A 23946-nucleotide genomic window follows, 5' to 3' on the forward strand; every position below is an offset into this window, starting at 1 on the left:
GGGCGATTCCGAGCTGTAAACAACGGCCCGGAGCGTAAACGGGCTCCGGGCGCGCCGTCTTACCCAAAGGGGAATACAAACATGGAGCGTGTGACACTACGGATTCCGAAGCAGCAGATAGAAGAGGTCGAACGAATGGTCGAAACGGGGGAATACCCTAACCGGAGCGAGGCGATCCGGTCGGCCGTTCGGGAGATGCTCGCAGAACAGGAGGGTGCCGAGCGGTCCTCCGAGAAACGCAAGCACGTGTGGGCGAGGGCCTAACGATGCAGGACATCGTCAAGGAGGCCCTCGAACGCGACGAGCAGGAACAGCAGAAACTGTCCGACGACGACGTCGACGGGTTCGGTGACCCGCGAATCGTCATCGTCGGCTGTGGCGGGGCCGGCAACAACACGGTCAACCGCCTGTACAACATCGGCGTCGAGGGTGCCGACACCGTGGCGATAAACACGGACAAGCAGCACCTGAAGATGGTCGAGGCCGACACGAAGATACTCGTCGGCAAGTCCCTGACCAACGGTCTCGGTGCCGGCGGCGACCCCTCGATGGGCGAGCGGGCCACCGAGATGGCACAGGGCACCATCAAGGAAGTGCTGGGCGACGCCGACCTCGTGTTCGTCACCGCCGGGATGGGCGGTGGCACGGGGACCGGCGCGGCCCCCGTCGTCTCGAAGATAGCCAAAGAGCAGGGCGCCATCGTCGTCGGCATGGTGTCGACGCCGTTCAACGTCGAGCGGGCCCGCACGGTGAAGGCCGAGGAGGGGCTGGAGAAGCTCCGCAACGAGGCCGACTCCATCATCGTGCTGGACAACAACCGTCTGCTGGACTACGTCCCGAACCTGCCCATCGGCAAGGCGTTCTCGGTGATGGACCAGATAATCGCCGAGACCGTCAAGGGCATCTCCGAGACCATCACCCAGCCCAGCCTCATCAATCTGGACTACGCCGACATGACGTCCATCATGAACCAAGGTGGCGTCGCGGTGATGCTGGTCGGCGAGACCCAAGACACCAACAAGACCGAGGAGGTCGTCAAGGACGCGATGAACCACCCGCTGCTGGACGTGGACTACCGCGGCGCGAGCGGCGGGCTGGTCCACATCACCGGCGGCCCCGACCTCACGCTGAAGGAGGCCGAGGGCATCGCCCAGAACATCACCGAGCGACTGGAGGCCTCCGCGAACGTCATCTGGGGCGCTCGCATTCAGGAGGAGTACAAGGGCAAGGTCCGCGTCATGGCCATCATGACCGGCGTCCAGTCCGCGCAGGTGCTCGGCCCGAGCACGCAGAAGCAGGCCAACAAGTCCCGCGAGGCGATTCAGGAGGTCGGCGACGACGCCTCCTTCGACGCCAGCGACAACGTCGAGAGCTTCGAGGGCAACGCCGGCAACGCCGCAGGCGGTCACAGCGCGGCCGGCGGTAACAACGCCGGCTACGGCGAGACCGACGGCGGGCGCGACACCCGCGAGAAGAACAACGGTCTCGACGTCGTCCGGACGAACGAGTAGCCGTCGGGCCTCGTTCCGGACCGCCTGTTTTCGCCGACTCTTCACCGCACCTTCGAGGTGGCGTCAAACCCGACCAGCGACGGCTCAGACGACGCCGGTCCCGGGGTTGCCGTCGACCCGGTCGCCGTCGGCGGCGGTGAGATACTCGACGGCTGCGCTCCCGGTCCCGATACCGTCGACGTACTTCAGTTTCCCGTCGTCGGCACCGAGGTAGACGAGTTCGTCGGTGCCGTCGCCGTCCACGTCGGCGGCCGCGGCGGAGGCTTTCGCCGCGGTCGGGGCGCTGGCTCCCGCGACGTCGCCGCTCGTTAGCTCGTCGGTCCCGCCGCCGTCGGCGACGAACACGTCGTTGCCGCCGTCGACCGCGGCCACCTCGGTCGCGCCGTCGCCGTCGAGGTCGCCCAGCGTCCCGGCCCCGACGCCGGTGCTGGAGCCGAGACTCAGCCCCGTGGTGACGACGCTGCCGCCGTCGAGGTACTGGAGCGTCTGGCTGGCGTCGGCGAAGACGAGTTCGTCGGTACCGTCGCCGTCCACGTCGCCGACGCCGACGACGCCTTGCACCCCGTCACCGGGCGTGGCGACGACCTGTGGCGACGGGTCCGACGGCGCGACCCGATAGAGCGTGTCGTGATTCTGATTTGCGAAAAACACCGACGGCGGGCTTCCGTTCCACCGCCCCGCGGCCACGCGGGTCTTGCTCGTCGCCACCGACCCGGGAATGTCGCCGCTGTCGGCGAGGGTCACGACCTCGCCGCCGGGGTCGGTGACCGTGACGCGCCCGCCGGTGGTGACGTAGGGTACGTCCGGGTCACCGTCGCCGGCCACGTCGGGACCGAGCGGTCCGAGAGCCGCCACGTCGTTCGTGTTCGGTATCGTCCGGAGCCGGCCGCCGTCGCCCGAGAGCGCGATGACGCCGCCGCTGTTGCCCGTGAAGACGGTGCCGGCGTAGGCGGGCGGGACACGCGCCGTCGGCGGAGCGATGCGCTCGACGGCGAACTCCGCGAGGACGTACGAGGAGGGCGCGCCCTCGGACTCGGTCCAGACGAGCGAGACGGTCTCGCGCTGGGCGTCGACGACGGCCGACCGCCCGGCGGCGAAGGTGGTGCCCGCGAGCGCGTCGGGGTCGCTCACCCCCCGAACTCGGAGTCGGTCGCCGGCGACGGTCTCGCCGGACTCGTGGACCAGCCGGTAGTCGTTGTAGCCGTCGGCCGGTTCGAGGGCGACCGCGACCTCCGGCGCGGGGTCTTGCTCGGTCGTCAGGCCGAACACCAACGACGCCGCCGCCGCGACGAGCAACACGACGATGGCGAGCAGAATGACCGTCCCGACGACCGGCGAGACCGACCGCTGGCAGCGATAGAAGCGAGGGGGACGCATACGTCGCTGTGTGACGAATCCAGCCACAAACCGTTTGTGCCGTTTTCACACGTTCAGGCCGCTTCGAGCGCGTCCAACAGCGAACACTTCCGGCAGCGGTCCCGGGCGGTGGGCGCGCCGCAGTTCCCGCACTCGCCGTAGTCGGCGTCGTCGCCGCCGTAGGCCTCGGCGGCCAAGGCGGCGAGCTTCTCGTAGCCGGCCATGATAGAGTGGCGGGTGCCGGGGTGGTTCTCCTCCAGTCCGAGCATCACGTCCTGTATCTCGCCGCGGTAGGCCTCCTCGGCGTGGGGACACTCCGTGATGTGGGCCGGGAGGTCCCGGAAGCGGGCGTACAGCGCGACCTCCTTCTCGGGCACGTCCCGCAGGGGCTTGGCCCGCGGGACGTGGTGGTCCTGGTCCTCGCGGGCGTCGGCCGGGGCGTCGCCGCCCTCGAAGGGGCCGAGCGAGGCCTCGAAGTGCTGGGCCATCTGCTCCACGTCGCCTTCGAGGAAGTTCATCAGCGCCGTCTCGGCCTCGTCGTCGAGGTTGTGGCCGGTCAGTAGCTTGTCCGCGCCGAGTTCCTCGGCGTACCGGGAGAGCACGTCCCGGCGGAAGACGCCGCAGTACGCGCAGGCGGCCATCCCCATCGGGTCGTCCTCGACCACGTCGTCCATCCGGACGCCGTACTCGTCTTCGTAGCCGACGACCTCGTGTCGGATGCCGAGGTCGTCGGTCAGCTCCCGGCAGGCGTCGAGGCTCGCGTCGCGGTACCCCTCGATGCCCTCGTGAATCGAGAGCGCGACGAGTTCGATGCGGGGGTCCTCGGCGAAGGTGTCGTGGAGGACCTCGGTCAGGACGACGCTGTCTTTCCCGCCCGAGAGGCCGACGACCCACGTCTCGGGGTCCTCGGGGGTCGCGTCGTCGGGGACGAGACCGTCCTCGCGGACCCGCCGGCGGACGCGCTTCTCGACGGCCCGACAGAGGTGGTCCTCGCAGAGATGCAGCCCGGAGTAGGCCGCGTGCAACACCGCCGGGGAGCCGCACTTGTCACACTCCATCTATCGAAGGCAGCGTCCGCGCGGCCCTGAGCGTTTCGCATTCAGAGCGCGTCGGGGCCGCGGGCCAGCGCGTCGACGACGGCGTCGGCGTGGCGCTCGCGGGCGGGCGAGGAGAACAGTTCGTGGCCGCCGTCGTAGAGCCGGATACGCTCGGCGGGCAGGCGTTCGCCGACGGCTCGCGGGTCGACCACGCGGTCGGTGAGCGTACAGAACGCGACAGCGCCGTCCCGAGCGGGCGGCAGCGTCGCCTGCGCGTCCCGGACCGTCCGGAGGAAGCGCGGCGAGAGGGCGTCGGGCCCCTCGCGGACCTGTCGCTCGGTGGCGAGGTCGCCGAGCGCCGCCCGGTCGAGGGGCCCCGCGGGAATCACGGGCGTCGACACCGGGAGTGCGGCGACGGCCCGCACGACGGCGTCGGGCAGCGGGAGGTCGGTCCCCCACCACGGGCTGAGGTAGACGCGCTGGGTCACGCCGGCCACGTCGAGATGGGCGGCGGTCAGCCCGCCGGCGCTGTGGCCCAGCAGGGCGAACGCGTCGAGGTCGGCGGCGTAGTCCGCGAGCGGGGCGACCCACTCGGTGCGTACGTCAGTGACGTGGGTCGGGAGTTCGGCGACGTGGACGCGGTAGCGCTCGGCCACGCGGTCGACGAGCCACCGGACCGTCTCGTGGCGACAGCGGTTCCCCCACCCGAGGACGAGCAGGCAGTCGTCGGCGTCGGCCCCGCGGTTCCCGTCGTCGTAGACGCGGACTCGCATGTCGGTGCCACGGCGGTCGCCCGGAAATAGCTGTGTGAACGACCGTCACGGTGACCGGCGTTTCCGCGCTGGAGCGTCAGCGATTTGACCGCCGGCCGACTACCGCGACGCATGAGCGAGGGCATGGACCGCGCGGCGGCCGTCGAGCGCGTCGAGGACATCGTCGCCACCGTCGAAAGCGAGACGATGCCGGTCCCGGTGCGCGAGGTGTGGGTGTACGGCGACGTGGCGCTCGGGCTGGACCCCATCGAGCGGCTGGACGTCTACGTCACCAAGGACATCCTGCTGGGCGACGAACCCGACCGCGCCGAGGAATTGCGGGCCGAACACGGCGTCGACGGCATCGGCCGCAGCGTCCGAGCCGAGTGGGCCGAGGCGTTCCCCGAACACATCCGCGCCAACAGCAGCGGCCACGCCGCCCCCGAAGAGTGTCTCGCCGCCCACCTCCTGCCCGACGACGAACCGGTCCATCTGGAGGTGTGTAACGCCTCCTTCGACGACAACGTCACCCAGCGGCTCCGCGGGGCGCGGGCACGGGGCGACTACGAGCAGATTCTCGACCCGCGGGCGGCCTGCCTGTGGGTCGAGGGGCGGCGCTCGGCCGACGCCTTCCAGAAACTCCGGGACGGCGAGTTCGTCTTCCCGACGCTGTCGGGCGCGCTGGAGATGCTGGACATGGACGCCGAGGAGGCCGCCGAGGCCGCCGAGGCGGTGCGGGCCTACCGGGAGCGCCAAGAGGGCGCGACGGTCCGGGGCGACGTGGTGTAGGGCGTCAGGCGGCGGCGTCGGGGAACGTGACGCCGGTCACCTCGAAGCGCGCGCCGCCGTCCTCGCCGCCGGTGACCCGGATATCCCAGCCGTGTGTCGCTATCACCTGCTCGACGACGCGCAGCCCCAGCCCGGTGCTGTCGGCCGTCGAGAACCCCGTCTCGAACACCGCCTCGCGCTCGGCCGCGGGGACGCCGGGGCCGTCGTCGGCGACGTAGAAGCCGTCGGGCAGGGCTCCGACGGTGACGGTGTCGCCGCCGTGTTCGACGGCGTTGGAGAAGAGGTTCTCGAACAGGCGGCGGAGCCGCCCCTCGTCGGCGCGGACGGTCCGGTCAACGTCGACGACCAACGTCGTCCCCGTCGTCGCCAGCCCGTCCCAGCAGTCCTCCGCGACGGCCGCGAGGTCGACGGGCCCCGTGTCGCCGGCCGCGGTGTCGTCCCGAGCGAGCGTCAGGAGGTCGTCTATCAGGGCGTCGATGCGGTCGTGGGCGTCGGCCACGGCGTCGAGGTGGTCGCTCTCGCAGTCCGTGCGCGCCAGTTCGAGCCGACCGTCGGCGATATGCAGCGGCGTCCGAAGCTCGTGGGAGACCAGCGACGCGAACTCCGACAGCCGCTCGTTCTGTTCCCGCAGCGCCCGCTCGCCGTCGAGTCGGTCGAGCACCGCCGCGGCGTTGTCGGTCAACACCTTCGCCAGCGTCCGGTCGGACCTGTCGAACTCCGCCGGTCCTATGGAGAGGGTCCCGTGGTCACCGATGGGCAGGTACAGCACCGACTCCGCGGCCGTCACGTCGATGTGGTCGGGGTCGTCGACGACCAGTGGCTCGCCGGCGTCGTACGCCGCGCCCGGGTACCCCTCGCCGATGTCGTAGACCGGCCGCTCGCCCATCGACGCGGTGGCGTCGTCGGAGATAGCGACCGGCAGGAGTTCGTCGCCCATCCGGAACCGGACGCCGTGGTACGAGAACTCGAATATCTCGTTGACGGCGTCGCTGACGACGGCCGCGACCGTCTCGCGGTCCTCGGCGCGGACGAGCTCTCTGGTCGCCTCGTGGAGCCGCTCCAGCCGGCCGGCGAGGGCGTTCAGCTCCCGCTTGCGGGCCCGCTGCTCGGTGATGTCGCGCGTGACACACGTGACGTACTGGGTGTCGCCGTCGACCCGAAGGGGCGTCATCCGGTAGTCGAGGACCACCTCGCCCCGCTCGGGTATCTCGTGTTCGACGACGCCGTGAATCTGCTCGCGCTCGCCGTCGAGTAACTGCTGGAACACCGGCTCATCACGGACCTCGCGCAGCCGGGGGACGAGCGTGCTCCGTTGCCCTTCCAGTTCCGAGCGGGTGGTGCCGAAGTCGTCGGCCAGAAACTCGTTGACGATGACGAACCGGCCGTCGGCGTCGTAGACGCAGGCGGCCTCCTGCATCGTGTTGACCAGTCGCTCGTAGATTCTGAGCTGTTCGTTTCGTTCGGCGAGGGCGCGCTTCGAGCGGTAGCTCTCGACGGCGTTGACGATGCGGTTGGCCAGTATCTCGTACTGGTCGACGCCGGAACCCTTCTGGAGGTAGTCGGTGACGCCGGCCGAGATGGCGTCGCTGGCGATCGCCTCGCTCCCCTTGCCCGTAAAGAGGATGAAGGGGAGTTCCGGGTATCGCTCCCGGACGGTCGTGAGAAACTCGATACCGTCCTGGACCGGCATGTCGTAGTCGCTGACGACGCAGTCGAAGCCGTCGCCGTCGAGGGCATCGAGCGCGACCTCGACCTCGTGGTGCGTGTCGACGGCGAACCGGTCGTCCTCCCGTTCGAGGAGGGCGGCGGCCGTCTCGCCGAAGGCCACGTCGTCGTCGACGTGGAGCACGCGTATCGGGCGGGTGCGCTCGGGCATTGCTACAGACGTACGTGTACACGGACATGAATGTGTGGGCCAGTAGCACGGGAGAAGGTTTTCGGGACGGCCGACGTAGGAGTCGGCGATGGCCCAACCGGTCTCGCTCGCGGTTCGAACCCTCCACGTCCTCGCGGTGACCGTCCTCGTCGGCGGGACGGCCGCCGTCTGGTACGGCTATCGGACGGCCGCCGTCGGCGGGCCGACCCCGGCGAAACGCTACGAGTGGCTGTTCTGGGGCGGCCTCGGAATCCTCGTCGTCACCGGCGTCGGTAACCTCGGCGCGCTCGGCCCGCCCGGGCCGGCGACCGACTGGGGGCGGACACTGCTCGTGAAACTGACCCTCGTCGTCGCGCTCGTCCTCGGCTCGGTCGTCAGGACGCTGGCAGTCGCCGGCATCGACGGCGATCCGGTGACGGACGGCGACGCCCGCGACGGCGACGCGCTCACCGACGGCACGGCGCGGCGCTACCGGCGGTTCCTCGGGCGCGCCTACGGCGCGACGACGGCCGCGTTGCTGGCGCTGGTCGTCCTCGCGGAGGTGCTCGCGCATGGCTGAGTCCGGCGGGTCGCGGCCGGCGCTGCGCCCGTGGTGTCTGGCGACGGCCGACGCCACGCTGTTCGTCCTCGTCGGCGTCCTGGCGGCCCACGCGACCGGCGCGCTCGGCGGTCTCCTGTCGGGGCTGCACACCGCCGCCGGCGTCGCCGCCTTCCTCTACCTCTGGGCGCTGTTCGTCGTCGCGGTCCGGTGGGTGCTGGCCGGCGCGCCCCTCGAACGCGCCGGGGCAGGGTCGCTGGCGCTCCGTGGCGTCGCGGCCGGTGGCGTCGCCGGTATCGCCTTCCTGCTCGGCGTCGTCGCCGTCGCGGCGGTCCCGCGGGTCCTCGCCGGCGACCTCCAGCCGCTGTCGGCACTCCTCGTCGCTCTCATCGGGAGCGCGGCCGCGGCAGTCGTCGGGGCCGTCGTCGGTCTCCTGTTCGGGTCGCTGGACGTGGTCCTGTACCGCGCCGCGGTCCGCGTCGGCCCGGACAGCGACGCTACGGCCGACCCACGGTGACGAAAAACGGGACCGTCTCCCGGCGCTCGTACTCGTCGGCCCGCATCTGCTCGACGACCGTCCGCCCCATCTCGCGCCACCGCTCGCGCAGGGCGTCGAACTCCTCGGCGGTGGCCGCGCCGTCGAGGATGGTCGCGCGGTCGCTGGCGAGGCCCTCCCCGGTCGCCTTCCGCCGAGCGCCCCGCACCGCCGCCTCGCCGTAGGGCGGCTCGACCGTCCGAGTCTGGTCGTAGCGCCGCGTCGAGACCACGTCGAGGCCGGCCTCGCGGAACAGGTCGGCGGCGTCGGCCCCCAGCGCCACGTCGGTGGCGACGCCGTCGAGAAACAGGTCGCGGGCCCGGCGTGCGAGAACCGGTTCGCTGTCGACGGTCGACTCGACGGCGACGGCGGCGTTGTTCGGCTCGACGGCCGCGACGCGGTCGCGGGCCACGCGGGCGAACTCGCGGACGGCCGCGCCCGGGTCGGGGAGGTTGATGAGCAGCGCCTGACAGACCACGAGGTCGAAACTGTCGTCCGGGAAGGGGAGCCGCGTCGCGTCGCCCGCGACGACGGGGCCGTCGGCCCGCGACAGCAGGGCGCGGTCGGCGTCGAGTCCGACCACCTCGCCGCCGGTCTCCTCGCGGAGGACGCGGGTCAGTTCGCCGGTGCCACACCCCGCGTCGAGCACCCGCTCGCAGTCCGCGAGGGCGAGGTCCGACAGCGCCGCTCTGGAGTCGTCCCACATCCCCGTGCGGGTGGTTTCGAGGTAGTCGGCCGAGAACCTGCGCACGGTCGTCACAGTCGGCTGGCGGTGAAAAGTCGACCGGTCTCGCCGGTGGTCCCGCGTCTCACTCGCCGCGCAGTTCGCGGACGCGCTCGACGTTCCACGCGAAGCCCTTGCCGTTCTCGGTCGGGGTTTCGAGCACCAGCGGCACGTCGGCGACGGCGTCGTGGGTGACGAACGCGCGCATCCCCGCCTCGCCGATCTCGCCCTCGCCGACGTGGGCGTGTTCGTCCTTGTTCGTCCCGCAGGCGTGTTTGGAGTCGTTGAGGTGGACACAGGCGAGGTCCTCCAGTCCGACCACGTCGTCGAACTCGGCGAACGTCTCGTCGACGCCCTCGGGCGTCGAGAGGTCGTAGCCCGCGGCGAAGGCGTGGGCGGTGTCCAGACAGAACTCGATGTCCAGCGCCGTGCGTTCGCGGACGGCCGCCAGATGCTCGAACTGCCCGCCGAGTTTCGTCCCGCTGCCGGCGTCGGACTCGACGAGAACGGTCACGCCGTCGGGCACGTCGATGTCGTCGAGCACGCTCGCGGCGTTGTCCAGCCCGCCCTCGACGCCCGCGCCGGTGTGGGCCCCGAGGTGGACGTTGACGTACTCGATGCCCAGTTTGGCGGCGGCGTCGACCTCCTTCTGCATCGAGTCGCGGGACTTCTCCCGGAGGTCGTCTTTGGGCGTACAGAGGTTGACGAGGTACGACGAGTGGATGACCCACGGGCCGACGCCGTGGTCGTCGCTCAGTTCCCGGAAGCGCTCGGCCTCTTCGTCCCCGATGTCGGGGTCCTGCCAGACCTGCGGCGAGTGGGAGAATATCTGCCCGCAGTTGCCGCCGTACTCGACTTGCTCCTCGACGGCGTTGAACGCGCCGCCGGCGATAGAGGTGTGTGCGCCGACTCGTACCATACGCCCGCTGGGGCACCGCCGTCTATAGGCGTTGTGAAGCCGGCGGTGCTGGCGTTTTTCACGGTCGGGACCGAACGGCGGGACATGGCAGAGGGACCGGCGGTCGGCGAGCCGGCACCGGCGGTCGGGGCGCGGCTGGTGACGCCGGACGGGCGGATGCAGCCGACGGCGCTGTCGCGGCTGTACGACCGCGGGCCGGTGGTGGTGGCCTTCTACAAGAGCGACTTCGAGCCGGGCTACCTCTCGGAGTGGGGCGTCGGCCCGCGGCTGACGACCGGAGACGGCCGGTCGGTCCCGGTCGTCGGCGTCAGCGAGTCCGGCCCCAACACCCACGAGGCGTTCATGGACCGCTACGGCGTCGAGACGCCGCTGTACGCCGACCCGGACGGGTGCGTCGCCGACGGGTTCGGCGTCCGACGCCGCCGCCTGTTCGTCTTCGAGCGGACTGTCCCGGCGGTGTTTCTCGTCGACAGTGACGGCGTGGTACGCTACCGCTGGGTCGGCGGCGGCTGGCGAGGGGCGGACGAACCGCCGGTCGCGGACCTGTGCGACGCCGCGACCGAGGAGACGACGGGCGCGGTCGAACGGCGGCGCTGGTGAGCGGTCGCCACGTCAGCCGCGCTGGCCGACCGGGCCGGCGGCGGCAGCTCGTCGGGCGACGGTTCAGGGGTCGCGCCGGACCCAGTCGTCGCTGGCGTACTTCGTCTCGGCGAGGTCGCGGGCGCGGGCGAGTTCGTCGTCGGTCCACGCGCCCTCGTCGGCGTCGACCCAGTCGGCGAGCGTCGCCCGGAGGGTCGCGGCGGCCGCCTCGGGGGACGTGTCGGCGTAGGCGTCGACGGCCCCGACCCGCTCGCGGAAGGCCGCCGGGTCGGGCGCGGCGGCGAAACAGCCACAGTGGCGCTCGGGGGCCAGCGACAGCGACAGCGAGCCGTGCTGGACGACCGCGTCCCGCTGGCGGTACTGGGCGTTCCCGCTTATCTTCCGCCCGTCCGGGCCGACGATGTCGTGGGCCGGGTGCAGCGCGCGGAGGTAGCAGGCGGGCGGGTGGACCGCCGGGCGCTCGCCGCCGGCGAAGGCGGCGTCGACCCCCATCGCCGCGAAGGCGTCCAGCACCGGCTCGCAGAACAGTTCGTAACAGTCCATGAGGTCGCCGGGCACCGCGTCGGCGGGCGCGACGATGCCGTAGGAGAGGTCCGCGGCGGCGTCGTGGTAAATCGCGCCCCCGCCGGTGGGCCGGCGCGTGACGCCGATGTCCGCGCGCTCGCAGGCGTCCCAGTCGACGGTCGCGGGGTCCTGTCCGTAGCCAAGCGAGAGGGTGTCGGGCCACGTGTAGACCCGGACCGTCGCCGGCCCGCCCTCGGCGGCCGTCTCCGCGGCGACTTCCTCCAGCGCCATCGTCAGCGGCCCCGGGTGCGACTCCGGGCCGACGACGCGCCAGTCGAGGTCCGACAGTTCCATAGCCGGGGTAGGCGGCGGGCGGCGAAAGTGGTTGCGACAGTCAGGCCGGGCCGTCGTGGCGGTCGAGGACGCCCGCCATCACGCGCCGTTCGGCCTTCCGGAGGTGTTCGGCGGCGGTGCCGGGCGCGCAGTCGAGGCGGTCGGCCACGTCGGCGACGCTGCCGGCGCGCGGGCTCTCGTAGTAGCCACAGTCGACGGCGGCGGCCACGGCGGCGAACTGCCGGTCGGTCAGCGACGCGGCGGTGTCCATCCGCCGGCTGTCGTACTCGCCGACCGACAGCACGTCGACGCCGACCCCCTCGGGGACCTCCCGAATGGCCGTCTGGACCGTCTCGCCGGGACCGACCAGCGTCAGGCGGACGGTGCCGTCGGCGCGGTAGGCCACCGGCGAGACGATGACGAGGCCGGTCTGGCTCACCGCGTCGATGAGGGCGTTTCCGACCGGCGAGGGGCGCTCGCGGACGTAGAGGTAGAACGTCTCGTCGGGGCAGGTCGACAGTTCGTACTCGGCGACGGCGTCGGTCGACGCCAGCGCGTCCCGGTAGGGGTCGGGGGGCCACCCGTCGACGTGGAACAGGAGCGTCTGGGCCTCGCCGCCCAGTTCCGTCCCGCGAAGGAGGTAACTCGCCGCGTAGCCGTCGCGGTCGACGACGAACTGGTGCATCGGGTGCCGGTGGGTCGGCCCCATCGTCAGCGAGAGGCGCGCGTACTTCACGGGCGGGCTTGCGCCGCCACGTATAAAGCAGCCTCGCACGTGAGGCAGAAAGGCGACGGCCGGCGTCGCGGAACGCAGACCAGAGCGATGGCACAGACAGCGACGGCCCCTCCGGAGGCCGACTCCCTCGTCGAACCGATACGCGAACACGTCCTCGGCCGCGAAGACCACCTGAACGCGCCGGCGGTCGTCGTCCGGGCCGACGAGGTGCAGGCGGTCCTCTCGACGCTGCGGCGGGATGCCGGTCTCGACCACTGCGCCTGCGTCACCGCACAGGAGTACGACGACCGCTTCGAGACCGTCTACCACCTGCGGAGCTACGACGACCCGACCCGCGAGCTGTCGGTGGTCGTCCCGACGACGAAAGACGACCCGACCAGCGAATCGGCCGCGCCGGTGTACCGCACGGCGGCGTGGCACGAGCGCGAGGCCTACGACCTGCTGGGCATCGAGTACGACGACCACCCGGACCTCCGGCGCATCCTCCTGCCCGAGACGTGGCAGGGACACCCGCTGACGACCGACTACGACCAGTCACAGCCACAGATAGTCACCTACCGCGAACACGAGCGCCTGCTGGAGGACCGCCGAGAGGGGCCGGAGACGCTGCATCTCAACGTCGGCCCGCACCACCCCTCCACCCACGGCGTCCTCCACCTCGAAGTCGGGTTGGACGGCGAGCAGGTCGCGGCCGTCGAACCGGACATCGGCTACATCCACCGCTGCGAGGAGCAGCTGTGCCAGTCCAAGACCTACCGCCACCAGATAATGCCCTACCCCGACCGCTGGGACTGGAGCGGCGCGGGACTGCTCAACGAGTGGGCCTACGCCCGCGCGGCCGAGGACCTCGCGGACATCGCGGTGCCCGAGTACGCGCAGGTCGTCCGGACGATGAGCGCCGAACTCAGCCGGATGCTCGGCCACCTGCTCGCTGTCGCCACCTACGCGCTGGACGTGGTCGGCGAGTTCACCGTCGCTTTCCAGTGGGGCATCCGGGACCGCGAACTGATACAGGGCGTCCTCGAAGACCTGACGGGCCAGCGCCTGATGTTCAACTACTTCCGGCTGGGCGGCGTCGCGTGGGACCTCCCCGAACCCCGCGAGGCCTTCTTCGAGAAGATACGGGACTTCCTCGAGGACCTGCCCGAGAAACTCGTCGAGTACCACGCCGTCCTGACAGGCAACGAGGTGTTCCAACAGCGGACCGTCGGCACCGGCGTCCTGCCGGCCGACCGGGCCAAGGCCTACGGCTGTACCGGGCCCGTGGCGCGTGGCTCGGGCGTCGACTACGACCTCCGGCGGGACGACCCCTACGGCTACTACGACGAACTCGACTGGAGCGTCGTCACCGAGGCCGACGGCGACAACTTCGCGCGGGTGCTGGTCCGCTTGCGGGAACTGGAGGAGTCCGCGAGCATCGTCGAGCAGTGCGTGGACCTGCTGGAAGAGTGGCCCGAAGAGGACCGCGAGATTCAGGCCAACGTTCCGCGCACGCTCAGGCCCGACCCCGACGCGGAACTCTACCGGGCCGTCGAGTCCGCGAAGGGGGAACTGGGCATCTACATCCGCTCTGACGGCACCGACACGCCCGCGCGGTTCAAGATTCGCGGCCCCTCGTTCTCGAACCTCCAAGCGCTCCCCGAGATGGCGACGGGGGAGTTCGTCCCCGACCTCGTGGCGACCCTCGGCAGTCTCGACCCCATCATGGGCGACGTGGACCGCTAGCCACCCGAGACGGGAATGTCGCCGAGGGCGACGGTGTACTCGGCGGTGGTCGGCGTGCCGCCGGTCGGCGTCGTCACGACCACGACCGTCAGGGTGTCCGGGCGCTGTCCCGGCGGGAGCCGCCAGACGCCGGTGACGGTCCCCGACGCGCCGGCGGCGACCGTCCCGGTAGTCGCGCCGGACCCCGCGACCGTCCGACCGCCGCGGGTCGTCACCGCCCCCAAGCGGAGTTCGGACGCCGCCCCGTCGGTGGCGTTGACCGTCACGGTCAGCCGGAACAGCCAGCTATCGTCGGCGGTGACCACCGACGCGGCCGCGATGCGCTCGGTGGCGGCCGTCTCGGCCAGCACCTCGTCGCCGGCGGTCGCGCCCGTCGCCTCGGGTGTCGGCGTCCCGGCGGCCCCACCGGCCCCGCCGCCGGCGAGGTGGTGGGTGAGGAACCCACCGAAGGTGACGACCTCGATGAGTATCGGGATGCCGATGGCCGCGATGATGAGATAGCGGACCAGCGGCGTCTGCTTCGGCCCCTCGACGTCGTCGAGCATCGGGGTCAGACCGGTATCGGCGGGCTTCCGGGCGCGGTGATGCCGTCGGCGACCATCGCCCACAGCGGCGGGCCGTAGGCGATGACGATGAGCACCAAGGCGATGGCGGTCCAGAGCTTGTAGTTGTCGAGGATGCGCGGGCTGTGTTCCGGCCCGGACAGGGGTTCCGGGAAGTCGGCGTTGACCGACAGCCGGCCGCCCCGGTGAGAGAGCCACGTGTCGGCCATCACGACGAGGAACATCGCCGCCCCGACGAACAGCAGGAAGCCGCCGATGGCTATCTGGAGGCGCATCTCGGCGACCGAGCCGACGATGCCCTCGAAGGCAAACTCGTCGTAGGTGGGCTCGGCGGTCCGGCGCGGGATGCCCGCGAGGCCGGCGCGGTGCATGGCGTTGGACATCAACGCCATGCCGACGAACCAGACGTAGGGCTGGGCGACCGCGAGCGACCGCTGGCGCAGGCGCTTGCCGGTGAGCTGTGGCACCAGCCAGTAGCTGATAGCCATCGCCGTCAGCGCGAAGGCGGTGCCGACGGTGAGGTGGAAGTGACCCGGCACCCACAGCGTGTTGTGGATGAGGTAGTTGATGTTCATCCCGGCGTTTATCATCCCCGAGAACCCGCCGGCCGCGAACATCAGCCCCGCGAGGGCACAGCCCGAGAACGCCGGGTTCCCCCACGGGAGCGACCGGAGCCAGCTCAGATACCCCTTACCGCCGCGCTGGCGCGCCCCGTGTTCGAGGGAGGCGACGACGGTGAAGGCCGTCAACAGCGACGGCAACAGGAGGAACATCGTGTTCGTCATGGCGATGAACTTGAACCCCTCCGGGATGCCGGGGTCGACGTACTGGTGGTGGAAACCGACCGGCGTCGACAGGAGGAGGAAGAGGACGAAGACGACGCGGGCAAGCGGGTCGCTGAACAGCCGACCGCCGGCCAGCTTCGGGAGGACGGTGTACCAGACGAGATACGCCGGCATCAGCCAGAAGTAGACGACCGGGTGGCCGAAGTACCAGAACAGCGTCCGGGTGAGCAGCGGGTCGACCTGACTGATGAGACCCAGCGACCACGGGATGAGGAAGGCGACCACCTCGACGGCGACGCCGATGGTCGAGACGTACCACATCAGCATCGTCGTCAGGACCATGAACGTCTTCAGCGGGATGCGGGCGTCGGGGTTCTCCGAGCGCCAGTCCCACAGGGCCCGGAAGTACGCCAGCCCGCCGACCCACGAGCCGACGATGATGAGCGCCGCTCCCAGATAGAACGCGGGGTGGGCTTTCATCGGCGCGTAGAACGTGAAGAGCACGTCCGCCGAGAGGTCGTGCCCCAGCACGGTCGGCGCACCGACGAGGCCGCCGATGATGGAGACGGCGGCAAGCACCGTCCCGACGAGCATCAGCCAGAAGCCGGTCCAGCCGATTCGCTGTGGCAGTTCGCGTTCGAGGCTGTTGGTGACTCCCCACGCGAACAGGCCGGCGATGAAGAACGTCGTGAACACCAGCGCCAGCAGGACGCCGTGGCCGGTGAGGATGGTGTAGTAGTCCGCGGAACTGACGAACCCGCGGAACACGCCGGTGCGGTGGAGCGCCTGGACGATACCGAACAGGGCACCGAGTCCCAGCGCTACGAACGCGACGAGGAACTCGCTGCGGATGAGTTTCGAAGTCTTCGGGTAGGAATCGACGAACACCATTACTGGTCACCTCCGTCGTCGTACTCGGACTGTGGCACCACTTCGATGGAGCCGCCCATCGTGTGGTGGGCGGCCCCGCAGTACTCGTGACAGACGAGCCCGTAGGTCCCCGGCTCGTCGAACCGCGCGGTCACCTCGGCGACCTGCCCGGGGATGACCATCGTGTTGATGTTGGTCTCGGTGATGGAGAAGCCGTGCATCACGTCGGCGCTGGTGACGCGGAACGTGATGCGCGCGTCCGCCGGCACGCGGATGGGGGTGTCGCCGCTGCCGGGGACGAACTGGAACTGCTGAGCCACCACGTAGACGACGTAGTGGCTGTCGTTTTGCCTGACGACGCCGGGGTCGTCGAAGCCGGTGCCGGTGTTGGCGTTCTGGACCGCCTGCGGGTCTATCTGTCCCCCCGAGTCGTCGACCATCGAAATCCCAGCGCCGACCGTCCCGTAAGCGATGGTGGCGATGAAGCCGACGATGAGGAGCAACGCTGCGCCCAACCAGACTTTCTCGAAGTTGTGGACCTGCATGGTATCACCCGATGACTGAGACGCGGCCGAGGAACTCGACGAAGTACATGAACACCCACAGCAGGGCGATGAGCACGAAGTAGAACGCGACCAAGGCGGCGGTGCCGGTCGGGTCGTACTCGTCGTGACCGAGTTCGACGGCCGGGTCGCTCTCCGGAGCCGTCTCGACTGCGACCGTGCCGTCCGCGCCGACGGCGTCGGCCGGCGGTTCGGTCGCCGTCCGCCGGCGACTCGCCGCGGCGTACAGCAGCGGCGCGGCGAACGCGAGCAGGACCGAGCCGTTCAGGAGCCAGCTCGGCCCCGACACCTCGATGCCGGCGTCGCCGCCACCGCCGTCATCGCCGCCTCCGCCGGGGGGTGCCCCGACGACGACGGCACCTTTCATCCCCAGCGCGCGGTGGGGCGTACAGTAGTACGGGTAGATACCCGTCTCCTCGAAGGTGTGGCTGTAGGTCGTCCCGCCCTCGGAAACCGACGACCCCGAATCGAGCGGGCCGTCCCCCTCCGAGACGACGTTGTGGGCTCCGCCGTTGCCCGTCCACGTCCAGACGACCTCCGTCCCCGGCGAGACGCGGACGGCGGGCGGGCCGTAGGCGTAGGCCCCGTTGTTGCCCTCCGCGCCGACGGTCACCTCGACGGTGTCCTGCCCGGTCCGGTCGACCGTCTCGCCGTCGAAGTTCGAGACGCCCTCGAACCAGCCGCCGTAGTCCGGGTTCGCCGGCGGCCCCTGCGCAGCGCCGCCGCTGCCACCGCCGCCCGAACCGCCGGGGCGGACGACGACGGCCCCCTTCATACCCAGCGCGCGGTGGGGGGTACAGTAGTACCGGAAGATGCCCTCGCTCTCGAAGGTGTGGCTGTAGGTCGTCCCGGCCCCGGAGACGGACGACCCCGAATCCAGCGGGCCATCGCCCTCGGAGACGACGTTGTGCGCGCCGCCGTTGCCGGTCCACGTCCAGACGACTTCGGTCCCGGGTGAGACCATCACCGCCGCCGGCCCGTAGGCGTAAGCCCCGTTGTTGCCCTCCGCGCCGACGGCTATCTCGACCGTGTCTTGCCCCCGACGGTCGACGGTCCCGTCGAAGTTCGAGACATCGTCGAACCAGCCGCCGTAGTCGGGTTCCTGCTGTGCCGTCGCGGTCCCGGCCGCGCCCAGCGCCGCCGCCCCAGCCGTCGCGGTGAGGAAGCGGCGACGCGGGAGCACGGGGACCGACGACCGTCCGCTGTCGGTACGTCCCTGTCCCATACACGGTCGAATATCGGGAACAGGGAAAAAGGTCCACCTGCGTTCTTGCCGAACTGGAACGCCCCCGGATTTTTTATAGACACTCTAGCGTACGGTCGGCCATGTCCGCGTCCAGTCCGCGGCTCGTGACGTTGCTCGCACTGCTCGGTCTCGCACCGGTCGCCTACTACCTGCAGGGGACCGGCCGAACGATAGTCGCGCTGTCGCTGGTCAGCGTCGTCGTCATCGCCGGGAGCCTGCTGTTGATGACCGGCGACCACGAGGGCGACGGCAGCGGGGGGCCGGCCGCCTGAGATGGCCCCGACCCCCGGGGCGGTCGGCCTCAGTACGGGCGAGACGGCCGGGCTAGCGGCGTTCGCCGGCCTCGGACTGCTCGGGAGCGTCCACTGTCTCGGGATGTGCGGCCCGCTGGTGACGACCTACGCCGACCGGCTCGACGACGGGGGGCCGGTCTCGACCCTGCAGATACGCCAGCAGGCGCTGTTCAACCTCGGGCGGGCGGCCAGCTACACGCTGCTGGGTGCGGTCTTCGGCGCGCTCGGCGGGGTCGTCTACGACGCCGCCGGCCTCGTTCGGCTGGGGACCGCGGTCCGGGGCGTCGTCGGCGTCCTCGCGGGCCTGTGTATCGTCGGTATCGGCATCGGCTACCTGACCCGGGGCGGCGCTGTCGCGGCCGCCGCGTCGCTGCCGGTCGTCGGCTCGCTGTTCGGGCGCGTCTCGACGGCGCTGGTCGCCCGGCTGGACCGGCTCGTCGACGGCCCGGGGATGGTCGCGCTGGGCGCGATGCACGGCCTGCTCCCCTGCCCGCTGTTGTACCCCGCCTTCCTCTACGCGCTGGCGACCGGGTCGGCGGTGACCGGCGGACTCTCGCTGGCGGCGCTGGGGCTGGGGACCGTCCCGCTCGTGTTCGCCTACGGCACCGCCTTCGGGTCGCTGTCGCCGGCCCGCCGGTCGGCGCTGCACCGCGCGCTCGGTGCCGTCTTCGTCGTCCTCGCGCTCGTGCCCCTCGCCAACGGGCTGGCGGCGTTCGGCGTCGCCGTCCCGAGACCGCCCCTACCGATGCCGTGGACCTGACCCATGCGCTGTACGCTCTGTGACCTCCCAGTCGAGGAGCCGGTCACCGACGCGGGAGTCGCGGGGACGTTCTGCTGTCGGGGCTGTCTCGAAGTCGCGCGGACGCTCGACGACCCGGCGGCCGCCGACGCCGCCGACGCCGCGACCGGCCCCGACCCCGCCGACGCCGACGGCGAGACGGCCTTTCTCTCTGTCGACGGGATGCACTGTGCGACCTGCGAGACGTTCCTCGAAGCCCGCGCCATCGACCACGCCGGCGTGGCGGCCGCCGCCGCGAGCTACGCCACGGGGACGATGAAGCTCACCTACGACCCCGACCGGCTCTCGGAGGCGGACCTGCCCGATGTCGTGGGTGGGACGGGCTACGACGCGCGGTTCCGGTCGGCCGGGGCCGACGACGACCACGAACTCGAAGGCCGGCTCGTCGTCGGCGGCTTCTTCGGGATGATGACGATGGTGTGGTACGTCCTCTTCCTCTACCCCGCGTACCTCGGCGTCGACCCCGGACTCCGGCTGCTGGACCTCTCGGGGAACGCCGGGAGCTACCTGCTGTGGAACGTGGCCGTGATGACCGGCGTCGTCGTCGGCTACACCGGCTGGCCGCTCCTGCGGGGGGCGTACGTCAGCCTCCGGACCGGGCGGCCCAACATGGACCTGCTGGTGGCGATGGCGGCGACGACGGCCTTCGGCTACAGCGTCCTCGCGGTCCTGCTGGGCAGGACCGAGGTGTACTTCGACGTGGCGACAGTCATCGTGCTCGCGGTCTCGGTGGGGAACTACTACCGCGACCGGGTCCGGTCGGCCGCCGTCGGCCGGCTCACCGACCTCACAGCACAGCGAGCCGACGCCGCGACCCGTCGGACCGACGCGGGGACGGAGACGGTCGGCGTCGACGACCTCGAAGCCGGCGACGCGGTCGTCGTCGGCGACGGCGAGCGGGTGCCCGTCGACGGAGTCGTCACCGAGGGGACCGCCGCCGTCGACGAGTCGCTGGTCACCGGCGAGTCCCTACCGGTGGAGAAAGCCGCCGGCGACGCGGTGTTGGGCGGCTCGCTCGTGACCGCGGGCGGACTCGTCGTCCGGGTCGGCCCCGACGCCGAGAGCACGGTCGACCGGCTGACGGAGCTGCTGTGGACGGTCCAGAGCGACCGCGGTGGCGTCCAGCGGCTGGTCGACCGCGTCGCCGCCGTCTTCGTCCCGCTGGTCGTCGGGTTGGCGGTGCTGGCGGCGGCGGCCCACCTGCTCGGCGGCGCGGCCCCGACCGACGCCCTGCTGACCGGGCTGGCGGTGCTGGTGGTCTCCTGTCCCTGCGCGCTGGGGCTCGCGACGCCGCTGGCGACGGCCGCCGGCGTCCGGGCGGCGCTGGAAGACGGCGTCGTCGTCACCGACAGCGCGGTGTTCGAGACGGCCGCCGACGCCGACGTGGTCGCCGTCGACAAGACCGGGACGCTGACGACCGGCGACCTGACGCTGGTCGACCGGCCCGGCGAGGAAGCGCTACGACGCGCGGCCGCCGTCGAGGGGTTCGCCGACCACCCGCTGGCGGCGGCCGTCACCGACGCCGCGGGGCCGGTCGACGCCGTCGTCGAGGGGTTCCAGCGCCACCCCGGCCGCGGCGTCGAGGCGACCGTCGACGGCGAGCGCGTGGTGGTCGGCCGGCCGACCCTGCTGGCCGAGCGCGGGCTGGCGGTGTCCGAGTCCCTCCGGAATCGCTGTGACGAGGCCCGCGAGCGCGGCCGGATTCCGGCGCTGGTCGGCTGGGACGGGCGCGCCCGCGGCGTCCTCGTCGGCGGCGACCGCCCCCGCGACTCGTGGGAGCCGGTCGTCGAGACGCTCTCGCAGGACCGCGAGGTCGTCGTCGTCACCGGCGACGGCGACGCCGCGGCCGCGCCGTTCCGCGAGCACCCCGCGGTCGACGAGGTGTTCGCCGGCGTCCCGCCGGCGGCCAAGGCCGAGGTTGTCCGACGGCTCCAGTCGCGGGGGACGGTGGCGATGGTCGGGGACGGCACCAACGACGCCCCCGCGCTGGGGACCGCCGACCTCGGCCTCTCGCTGGCGTCGGGGACGGAACTGGCGGCCGACGCCGCCGACGCGGTGGTCACGACCGACGACCTCGCGGCGGTGCCTCGCGCCTTCGAGTCCCTCACCGCGGCCCGGCGGCGCGTCCGGCAGAACCTCGCGTGGGCCTTCTGCTACAACCTCGTCGCCCTGCCGCTGGCCCTGCTTGGCGTCCTCAACCCGCTGTTCGCCGCCGTCGCCATGACCGCGAGCAGCCTGCTGGTCGTCGCCAACTCCGCGCGGTCGCTGGGCGGCGACAGCGGGTCGGCGGGTCGGGTCGGCGAGGCGGCCGCGGCCGACTGACGGCCCCCGACGGGCCGCTTTTGTGCGTTGCCGACCTACGCCGTGACGATGACCGAGCAAGCGACCTTCGCGGGCGGCTGTTTCTGGTGTACGGAGTCCGTCTTCGAGCAGGTAGAGGGGGTCGAGTCGGTGGTGTCGGGCTACGCCGGCGGCCACGTCGCGGACCCCTCCTACGAGGCGGTCTGTCGGGAGGAGACCGGTCACGCCGAGTGCGTGCAGGTCACCTACGACCCCGACGCGGTGAGCTACGAGGACCTGCTGGCCGTCTTCTTCACGACTCACGACCCGACGACGGAGAACCGACAGGGGCCGGACGTGGGCACCCAGTACCGCTCGGCGGTGTTCTACCACGACGACGCCCAGCGCGAGGCCGTCGAGGCGTTCGTCGCGGAGATTCAGCCCGGCTACGACGACGACATCGTCACCGAAATCGAGCCGCTGGAGACGTTCTACCCGGCCGAGGACTACCACCAGAACTACTACGAGAAGAACCCGAATCAGGCCTACTGCACGATGCACATCCCCCCGAAAATCGAGAAACTGCGCTCGAAGCACGCGGAGCTGCTGGGATGAGCTTCGAGTTCGAGACGTCGGTCGCCGTCCGCTACGACGACCTCGACACCTACGGCCACGTCAACAACGTCCGCTACGGGACCTACCTCGAAGAGGCGCGCATCGACTACCTCAGAGAGGTCGTCGACCGCGGCGACGGCCTGCTGTCGGCGACCGGGGACGGGACGGGAATCGTCATCGCCAACCTCGAAATCGACTTCGAACGGCCCGTCGAGTCCGTCGACAGCGTCGTCGTCGGCGTCCGGGTCCCCCGGCTGGGGACCAAGAGCTTCCCCTTCGAGTACGAGGTCCGGGATGGCGAGGGCGTCGTCGCCACCGGCGAGTCGACCGTCGTGACCTACGACCGCGACGCGGAGGCCCCGCAGGAGATTCCGGCGCGGTGGCGCGACGCAATCGCGTCTTTCGAGGGACTGTGACGCTGGCGGACACGCCGGGCGTCCACCACGTCTCGGCCATCGCGGGCGACCCCCAGCGAAACGCCGACTTCTACGGGGAGACGTTGGGCCTGCGGCCGCTAGTCCGGACGGTGAACTTCGAGGACCAGTTCACCTACCACCTCTACTACGGCGACAGCACGGGGACGCCCGGGTCGGTGGTAACGTTCTTCGCGTATCCCCGCGAGACGGCTGGCCGCGACGGGAAGCCCGGTATCGAGACGCTGGCGCTGTCCGTCCCCGAGGGGAGCCTCGACTACTGGGCCGACCGGCTCGCCGGCGGGGATGGGACCGTCGGCGAGGGGACGACCCGGCTCGGGGAGGCGGTACTTCCGGTCACGGACCCCGACGGCACGAGGCTCGAACTCGTCGCCGACGGCGACCACGGCGCGCCGGTCGCGGGCGGCCCGGTCCCCGAGGCGCACGCGGTCCGGGGCGTCCGGGGCGTCGCAGTCCGCTCGACCAGTCCCTACGTGACCGCGAGCCTGCTCGACACCTTCGGGCTCGACCTCGTCGGGGAGGACGACCGCGCCGTCCGGTACCGCGCCCCCGAGCGCGGGTCGACGGTGGATATCCTGAAAGGCGACGCCCCCTACGGCCGCGAGGGACGGGGCTCGGTCCACCACGTCGCGTTCAGCGCCGCCGACGAGGCGGCGCTACACGAGTGGCGGGACCTGCTCGCCGAGCGCGGGTTCGCCCCCTCGCGCGTGAAAGACCGGCACTTCTTCCACTCGCTGTACGTCCGCGGCCCCGGCGGCGTCCTGTTCGAGTTGGCGACCGAGCGGCCGGGGCTGGGCGTCGCGGCCGACAACGCCGCGCCCGCCGCCGACCTCCGGCTCCCGCCGTGGCTGGAGCCGGACCGCGAGATGATAACCGCCCAGCTACCGGCGCTGTCCGTCCCGGCGTGGTGACCGTGGCCGACGCCGACCCGCACGCCGACGGGCCCGTTGTCACGGCCGGCGCACCCCCGCAGGCCGCGACGGCGGCGGTCGTGATGCTGCACGGCCGGGGCGACTCCGCCCGGGCGTTCCTGCGGCTGACCGACGAGTTCCACCACCACGGCGCGATGTACCTCGCACCCGAGGCCGCCGGCAAGGCGTGGTTCCCCGGGCCGATGGACGCCCCCGCCGACGCCCGCGAGCCGTGGCTGTCCTCCGCGTTCGGGCTCGTCGAGCGCACGCTGGACCGCGCCGCCGAAGCCGGCGTCCCGCGGGAGCGGACGGTGTTCGTCGGCTTCTCGCAGGGCGGCTGTCTCGCCGCCGAGTACGTCGCCGCGAACCCCGAGCGGTACGGCGGCGCGGCGGTGCTCGCGGGCGGTCTGCTCGGTCCCGACCCCGCGGCCGTCGAGCGGGACGGCTCGCTGGCCGGGACGCCGGTGTTCGTCGGCTGTGGCACCGACGACCCCCACGTCGACTCCGAGTGCGTCGACGCGACGGCGGCGGCGCTTCGCCGACTGGATGCGACCGTCACCGCGCGGACGTACGACGGACTGGGCCACGCCATCGGCGACGACCAGATGCGGGCCGTCGACGGGCTGGTCGGCGACGCGGTGTGACCGAGCCT

Annotated in this window: 26 protein-coding genes; 14 read left to right on the forward strand and 12 right to left on the reverse strand. The window is 71.4% G+C overall.

All coding sequences use genetic code 11. The features are described 5' to 3' along the window. Nucleotides 1–81: 81 nt before the first annotated feature. Together ACV7JO_RS10660 and ftsZ are read left to right on the forward strand one after the other, a co-directional pair. A complete protein-coding gene (locus tag ACV7JO_RS10660; RefSeq protein ID WP_470353392.1) occupies nucleotides 82–264 on the forward strand; it encodes a ribbon-helix-helix domain-containing protein in 183 nt (60 codons plus the stop codon). 2 nt (nucleotides 265–266) lie between these two features. Beyond that, entirely contained in the window at nucleotides 267–1511 is a 1245-nt protein-coding gene (ftsZ, locus tag ACV7JO_RS10665) for a cell division protein FtsZ (protein WP_470353393.1), read from the forward strand. Between the two features lie 84 nt (nucleotides 1512–1595). Here the strand turns inward: ftsZ and ACV7JO_RS10670 are convergent, their stop codons facing one another. The 3 genes from ACV7JO_RS10670 to ACV7JO_RS10680 are packed head-to-tail and all read right to left on the reverse strand — an operon-like array spanning nucleotide 1596 to nucleotide 4677. Next, on the reverse strand, nucleotides 1596–2888 hold the full coding sequence (locus ACV7JO_RS10670) for a type IV pilin N-terminal domain-containing protein (protein ID WP_470353394.1): 1293 nt from the start codon (nucleotides 2886–2888) through the stop codon (nucleotides 1596–1598). Between the two features lie 53 nt (nucleotides 2889–2941). Continuing rightward, the gene (ncsA, locus tag ACV7JO_RS10675) at nucleotides 2942–3925 is read right to left on the reverse strand and encodes a tRNA 2-thiolation protein NcsA (RefSeq protein ID WP_470353395.1); all 984 of its coding nucleotides are present in this window, start codon (nucleotides 3923–3925) and stop codon (nucleotides 2942–2944) included. A gap of 41 nt (nucleotides 3926–3966) precedes the next feature. Then, nucleotides 3967–4677, reverse strand: coding sequence for an alpha/beta fold hydrolase (locus tag ACV7JO_RS10680; RefSeq protein WP_470353396.1), 711 nt, complete (start codon nucleotides 4675–4677; stop codon nucleotides 3967–3969). Between the two features lie 123 nt (nucleotides 4678–4800). Here ACV7JO_RS10680 and ACV7JO_RS10685 point away from each other — a divergent pair, with 123 nt between their 5' ends. After that, complete coding sequence (locus ACV7JO_RS10685; protein ID WP_470355771.1) at nucleotides 4801–5445, forward strand: DUF7095 family protein; 645 nt, start codon at nucleotides 4801–4803, stop codon at nucleotides 5443–5445. Nucleotides 5446–5449: 4 nt separating this feature from the next. Here the strand turns inward: ACV7JO_RS10685 and ACV7JO_RS10690 are convergent, their stop codons facing one another. Next, on the reverse strand, nucleotides 5450–7321 hold the full coding sequence (locus ACV7JO_RS10690; protein ID WP_470353397.1) for a PAS domain-containing sensor histidine kinase: 1872 nt from the start codon (nucleotides 7319–7321) through the stop codon (nucleotides 5450–5452). A gap of 88 nt (nucleotides 7322–7409) precedes the next feature. On the opposite strand from ACV7JO_RS10690, the gene ACV7JO_RS10695 reads away from it, so the two are divergent. Together ACV7JO_RS10695 and ACV7JO_RS10700 are read left to right on the forward strand one after the other, a co-directional pair. Continuing rightward, nucleotides 7410–7880 carry a CopD family protein gene (locus ACV7JO_RS10695; RefSeq protein ID WP_470353398.1) on the forward strand — a complete coding sequence of 157 codons (471 nt, stop codon included), beginning with the start codon at nucleotides 7410–7412 and terminating at the stop codon, nucleotides 7878–7880. Continuing rightward, nucleotides 7873–8376: a DUF7965 family protein gene (locus ACV7JO_RS10700; protein ID WP_470353399.1), complete on the forward strand. Its 504-nt coding sequence runs from the start codon at nucleotides 7873–7875 to the stop codon at nucleotides 8374–8376. Before ACV7JO_RS10695 ends, ACV7JO_RS10700 begins: the two co-directional genes overlap by 8 nt. On the opposite strand, the gene ACV7JO_RS10705 is transcribed toward ACV7JO_RS10700, so the two are convergent. Next, a complete protein-coding gene (locus ACV7JO_RS10705; RefSeq protein WP_470355772.1) occupies nucleotides 8357–9100 on the reverse strand; it encodes a class I SAM-dependent methyltransferase in 744 nt (247 codons plus the stop codon). The genes ACV7JO_RS10700 and ACV7JO_RS10705 overlap by 20 nt on opposite strands. Nucleotides 9101–9203: 103 nt before the next feature. Continuing rightward, nucleotides 9204–10037 (reverse strand): deoxyribonuclease IV, encoded by an 834-nt coding sequence (locus ACV7JO_RS10710; protein WP_470353400.1) that lies wholly within the window; start codon nucleotides 10035–10037, stop codon nucleotides 9204–9206. A gap of 84 nt (nucleotides 10038–10121) precedes the next feature. Between ACV7JO_RS10710 and ACV7JO_RS10715 the strand changes: the two genes are divergently transcribed. Continuing rightward, on the forward strand, nucleotides 10122–10637 hold the full coding sequence (locus tag ACV7JO_RS10715) for a redoxin domain-containing protein (protein WP_470353401.1): 516 nt from the start codon (nucleotides 10122–10124) through the stop codon (nucleotides 10635–10637). Nucleotides 10638–10700: 63 nt separating this feature from the next. Here ACV7JO_RS10715 and ACV7JO_RS10720 read toward each other — a convergent pair whose 3' ends face one another. Both ACV7JO_RS10720 and ACV7JO_RS10725 read right to left on the reverse strand, forming a co-directional pair. Beyond that, the gene (locus ACV7JO_RS10720; protein ID WP_470353402.1) at nucleotides 10701–11495 is read right to left on the reverse strand and encodes a lipoate--protein ligase family protein; all 795 of its coding nucleotides are present in this window, start codon (nucleotides 11493–11495) and stop codon (nucleotides 10701–10703) included. 40 nt (nucleotides 11496–11535) lie between these two features. Beyond that, nucleotides 11536–12210, reverse strand: coding sequence for a helix-turn-helix domain-containing protein (locus tag ACV7JO_RS10725; RefSeq protein WP_470353403.1), 675 nt, complete (start codon nucleotides 12208–12210; stop codon nucleotides 11536–11538). 87 nt (nucleotides 12211–12297) lie between these two features. On the opposite strand from ACV7JO_RS10725, the gene ACV7JO_RS10730 reads away from it, so the two are divergent. Beyond that, nucleotides 12298–13935: an NADH-quinone oxidoreductase subunit D gene (locus tag ACV7JO_RS10730; RefSeq protein ID WP_470353404.1), complete on the forward strand. Its 1638-nt coding sequence runs from the start codon at nucleotides 12298–12300 to the stop codon at nucleotides 13933–13935. Here ACV7JO_RS10730 and ACV7JO_RS10735 read toward each other — a convergent pair. From ACV7JO_RS10735 to ACV7JO_RS10750, 4 genes are read right to left on the reverse strand one after another with little or no spacing between them, the layout of a single operon-like run. Continuing rightward, nucleotides 13932–14480 carry a hypothetical protein gene (locus ACV7JO_RS10735; protein ID WP_470353405.1) on the reverse strand — a complete coding sequence of 183 codons (549 nt, stop codon included), beginning with the start codon at nucleotides 14478–14480 and terminating at the stop codon, nucleotides 13932–13934. The genes ACV7JO_RS10730 and ACV7JO_RS10735 overlap by 4 nt on opposite strands. Before the next feature lie 5 nt (nucleotides 14481–14485). Next, nucleotides 14486–16174, reverse strand: a complete 1689-nt coding sequence (locus ACV7JO_RS10740) for a b(o/a)3-type cytochrome-c oxidase subunit 1 (protein WP_470353406.1) — start codon at nucleotides 16172–16174, stop codon at nucleotides 14486–14488. Next, a complete protein-coding gene (locus ACV7JO_RS10745; RefSeq protein ID WP_470353407.1) occupies nucleotides 16174–16698 on the reverse strand; it encodes a cytochrome c oxidase subunit II in 525 nt (174 codons plus the stop codon). Before ACV7JO_RS10745 ends, ACV7JO_RS10740 begins: the two co-directional genes overlap by 1 nt. Nucleotides 16699–16702: 4 nt before the next feature. Continuing rightward, nucleotides 16703–17941, reverse strand: coding sequence for a halocyanin domain-containing protein (locus ACV7JO_RS10750; protein WP_470353408.1), 1239 nt, complete (start codon nucleotides 17939–17941; stop codon nucleotides 16703–16705). 101 nt (nucleotides 17942–18042) lie between these two features. Here ACV7JO_RS10750 and ACV7JO_RS10755 point away from each other — a divergent pair, with 101 nt between their 5' ends. Genes ACV7JO_RS10755 through ACV7JO_RS10785 form a run of 7 tightly spaced genes read left to right on the forward strand, consistent with a single transcriptional unit; the run spans nucleotide 18043 to nucleotide 23938 of the window. Beyond that, nucleotides 18043–18234 (forward strand): DUF8131 family protein, encoded by a 192-nt coding sequence (locus ACV7JO_RS10755; RefSeq protein ID WP_470353409.1) that lies wholly within the window; start codon nucleotides 18043–18045, stop codon nucleotides 18232–18234. Nucleotide 18235: 1 nt separating this feature from the next. Further along, entirely contained in the window at nucleotides 18236–19015 is a 780-nt protein-coding gene (locus ACV7JO_RS10760) for a sulfite exporter TauE/SafE family protein (protein WP_470353410.1), read from the forward strand. Between the two features lie 3 nt (nucleotides 19016–19018). After that, a complete protein-coding gene (locus tag ACV7JO_RS10765) occupies nucleotides 19019–21376 on the forward strand; it encodes a heavy metal translocating P-type ATPase (RefSeq protein WP_470353411.1) in 2358 nt (785 codons plus the stop codon). A gap of 48 nt (nucleotides 21377–21424) precedes the next feature. Further along, a complete protein-coding gene (gene msrA, locus ACV7JO_RS10770; protein WP_470353412.1) occupies nucleotides 21425–21949 on the forward strand; it encodes a peptide-methionine (S)-S-oxide reductase MsrA in 525 nt (174 codons plus the stop codon). Continuing rightward, nucleotides 21946–22365 carry an acyl-CoA thioesterase gene (locus ACV7JO_RS10775; protein ID WP_470353413.1) on the forward strand — a complete coding sequence of 140 codons (420 nt, stop codon included), beginning with the start codon at nucleotides 21946–21948 and terminating at the stop codon, nucleotides 22363–22365. Before msrA ends, ACV7JO_RS10775 begins: the two co-directional genes overlap by 4 nt. Continuing rightward, nucleotides 22362–23294 (forward strand): VOC family protein, encoded by a 933-nt coding sequence (locus ACV7JO_RS10780; RefSeq protein WP_470353414.1) that lies wholly within the window; start codon nucleotides 22362–22364, stop codon nucleotides 23292–23294. The genes ACV7JO_RS10775 and ACV7JO_RS10780 overlap by 4 nt, the downstream gene beginning before the upstream one ends. Before the next feature lie 2 nt (nucleotides 23295–23296). Further along, the gene (locus ACV7JO_RS10785; protein WP_470353415.1) at nucleotides 23297–23938 is read left to right on the forward strand and encodes an alpha/beta hydrolase; all 642 of its coding nucleotides are present in this window, start codon (nucleotides 23297–23299) and stop codon (nucleotides 23936–23938) included. Nucleotides 23939–23946: the final 8 nt, after the last annotated feature.

Source organism: Haloarcula sp. MBLA0138 (assembly GCF_055632455.1).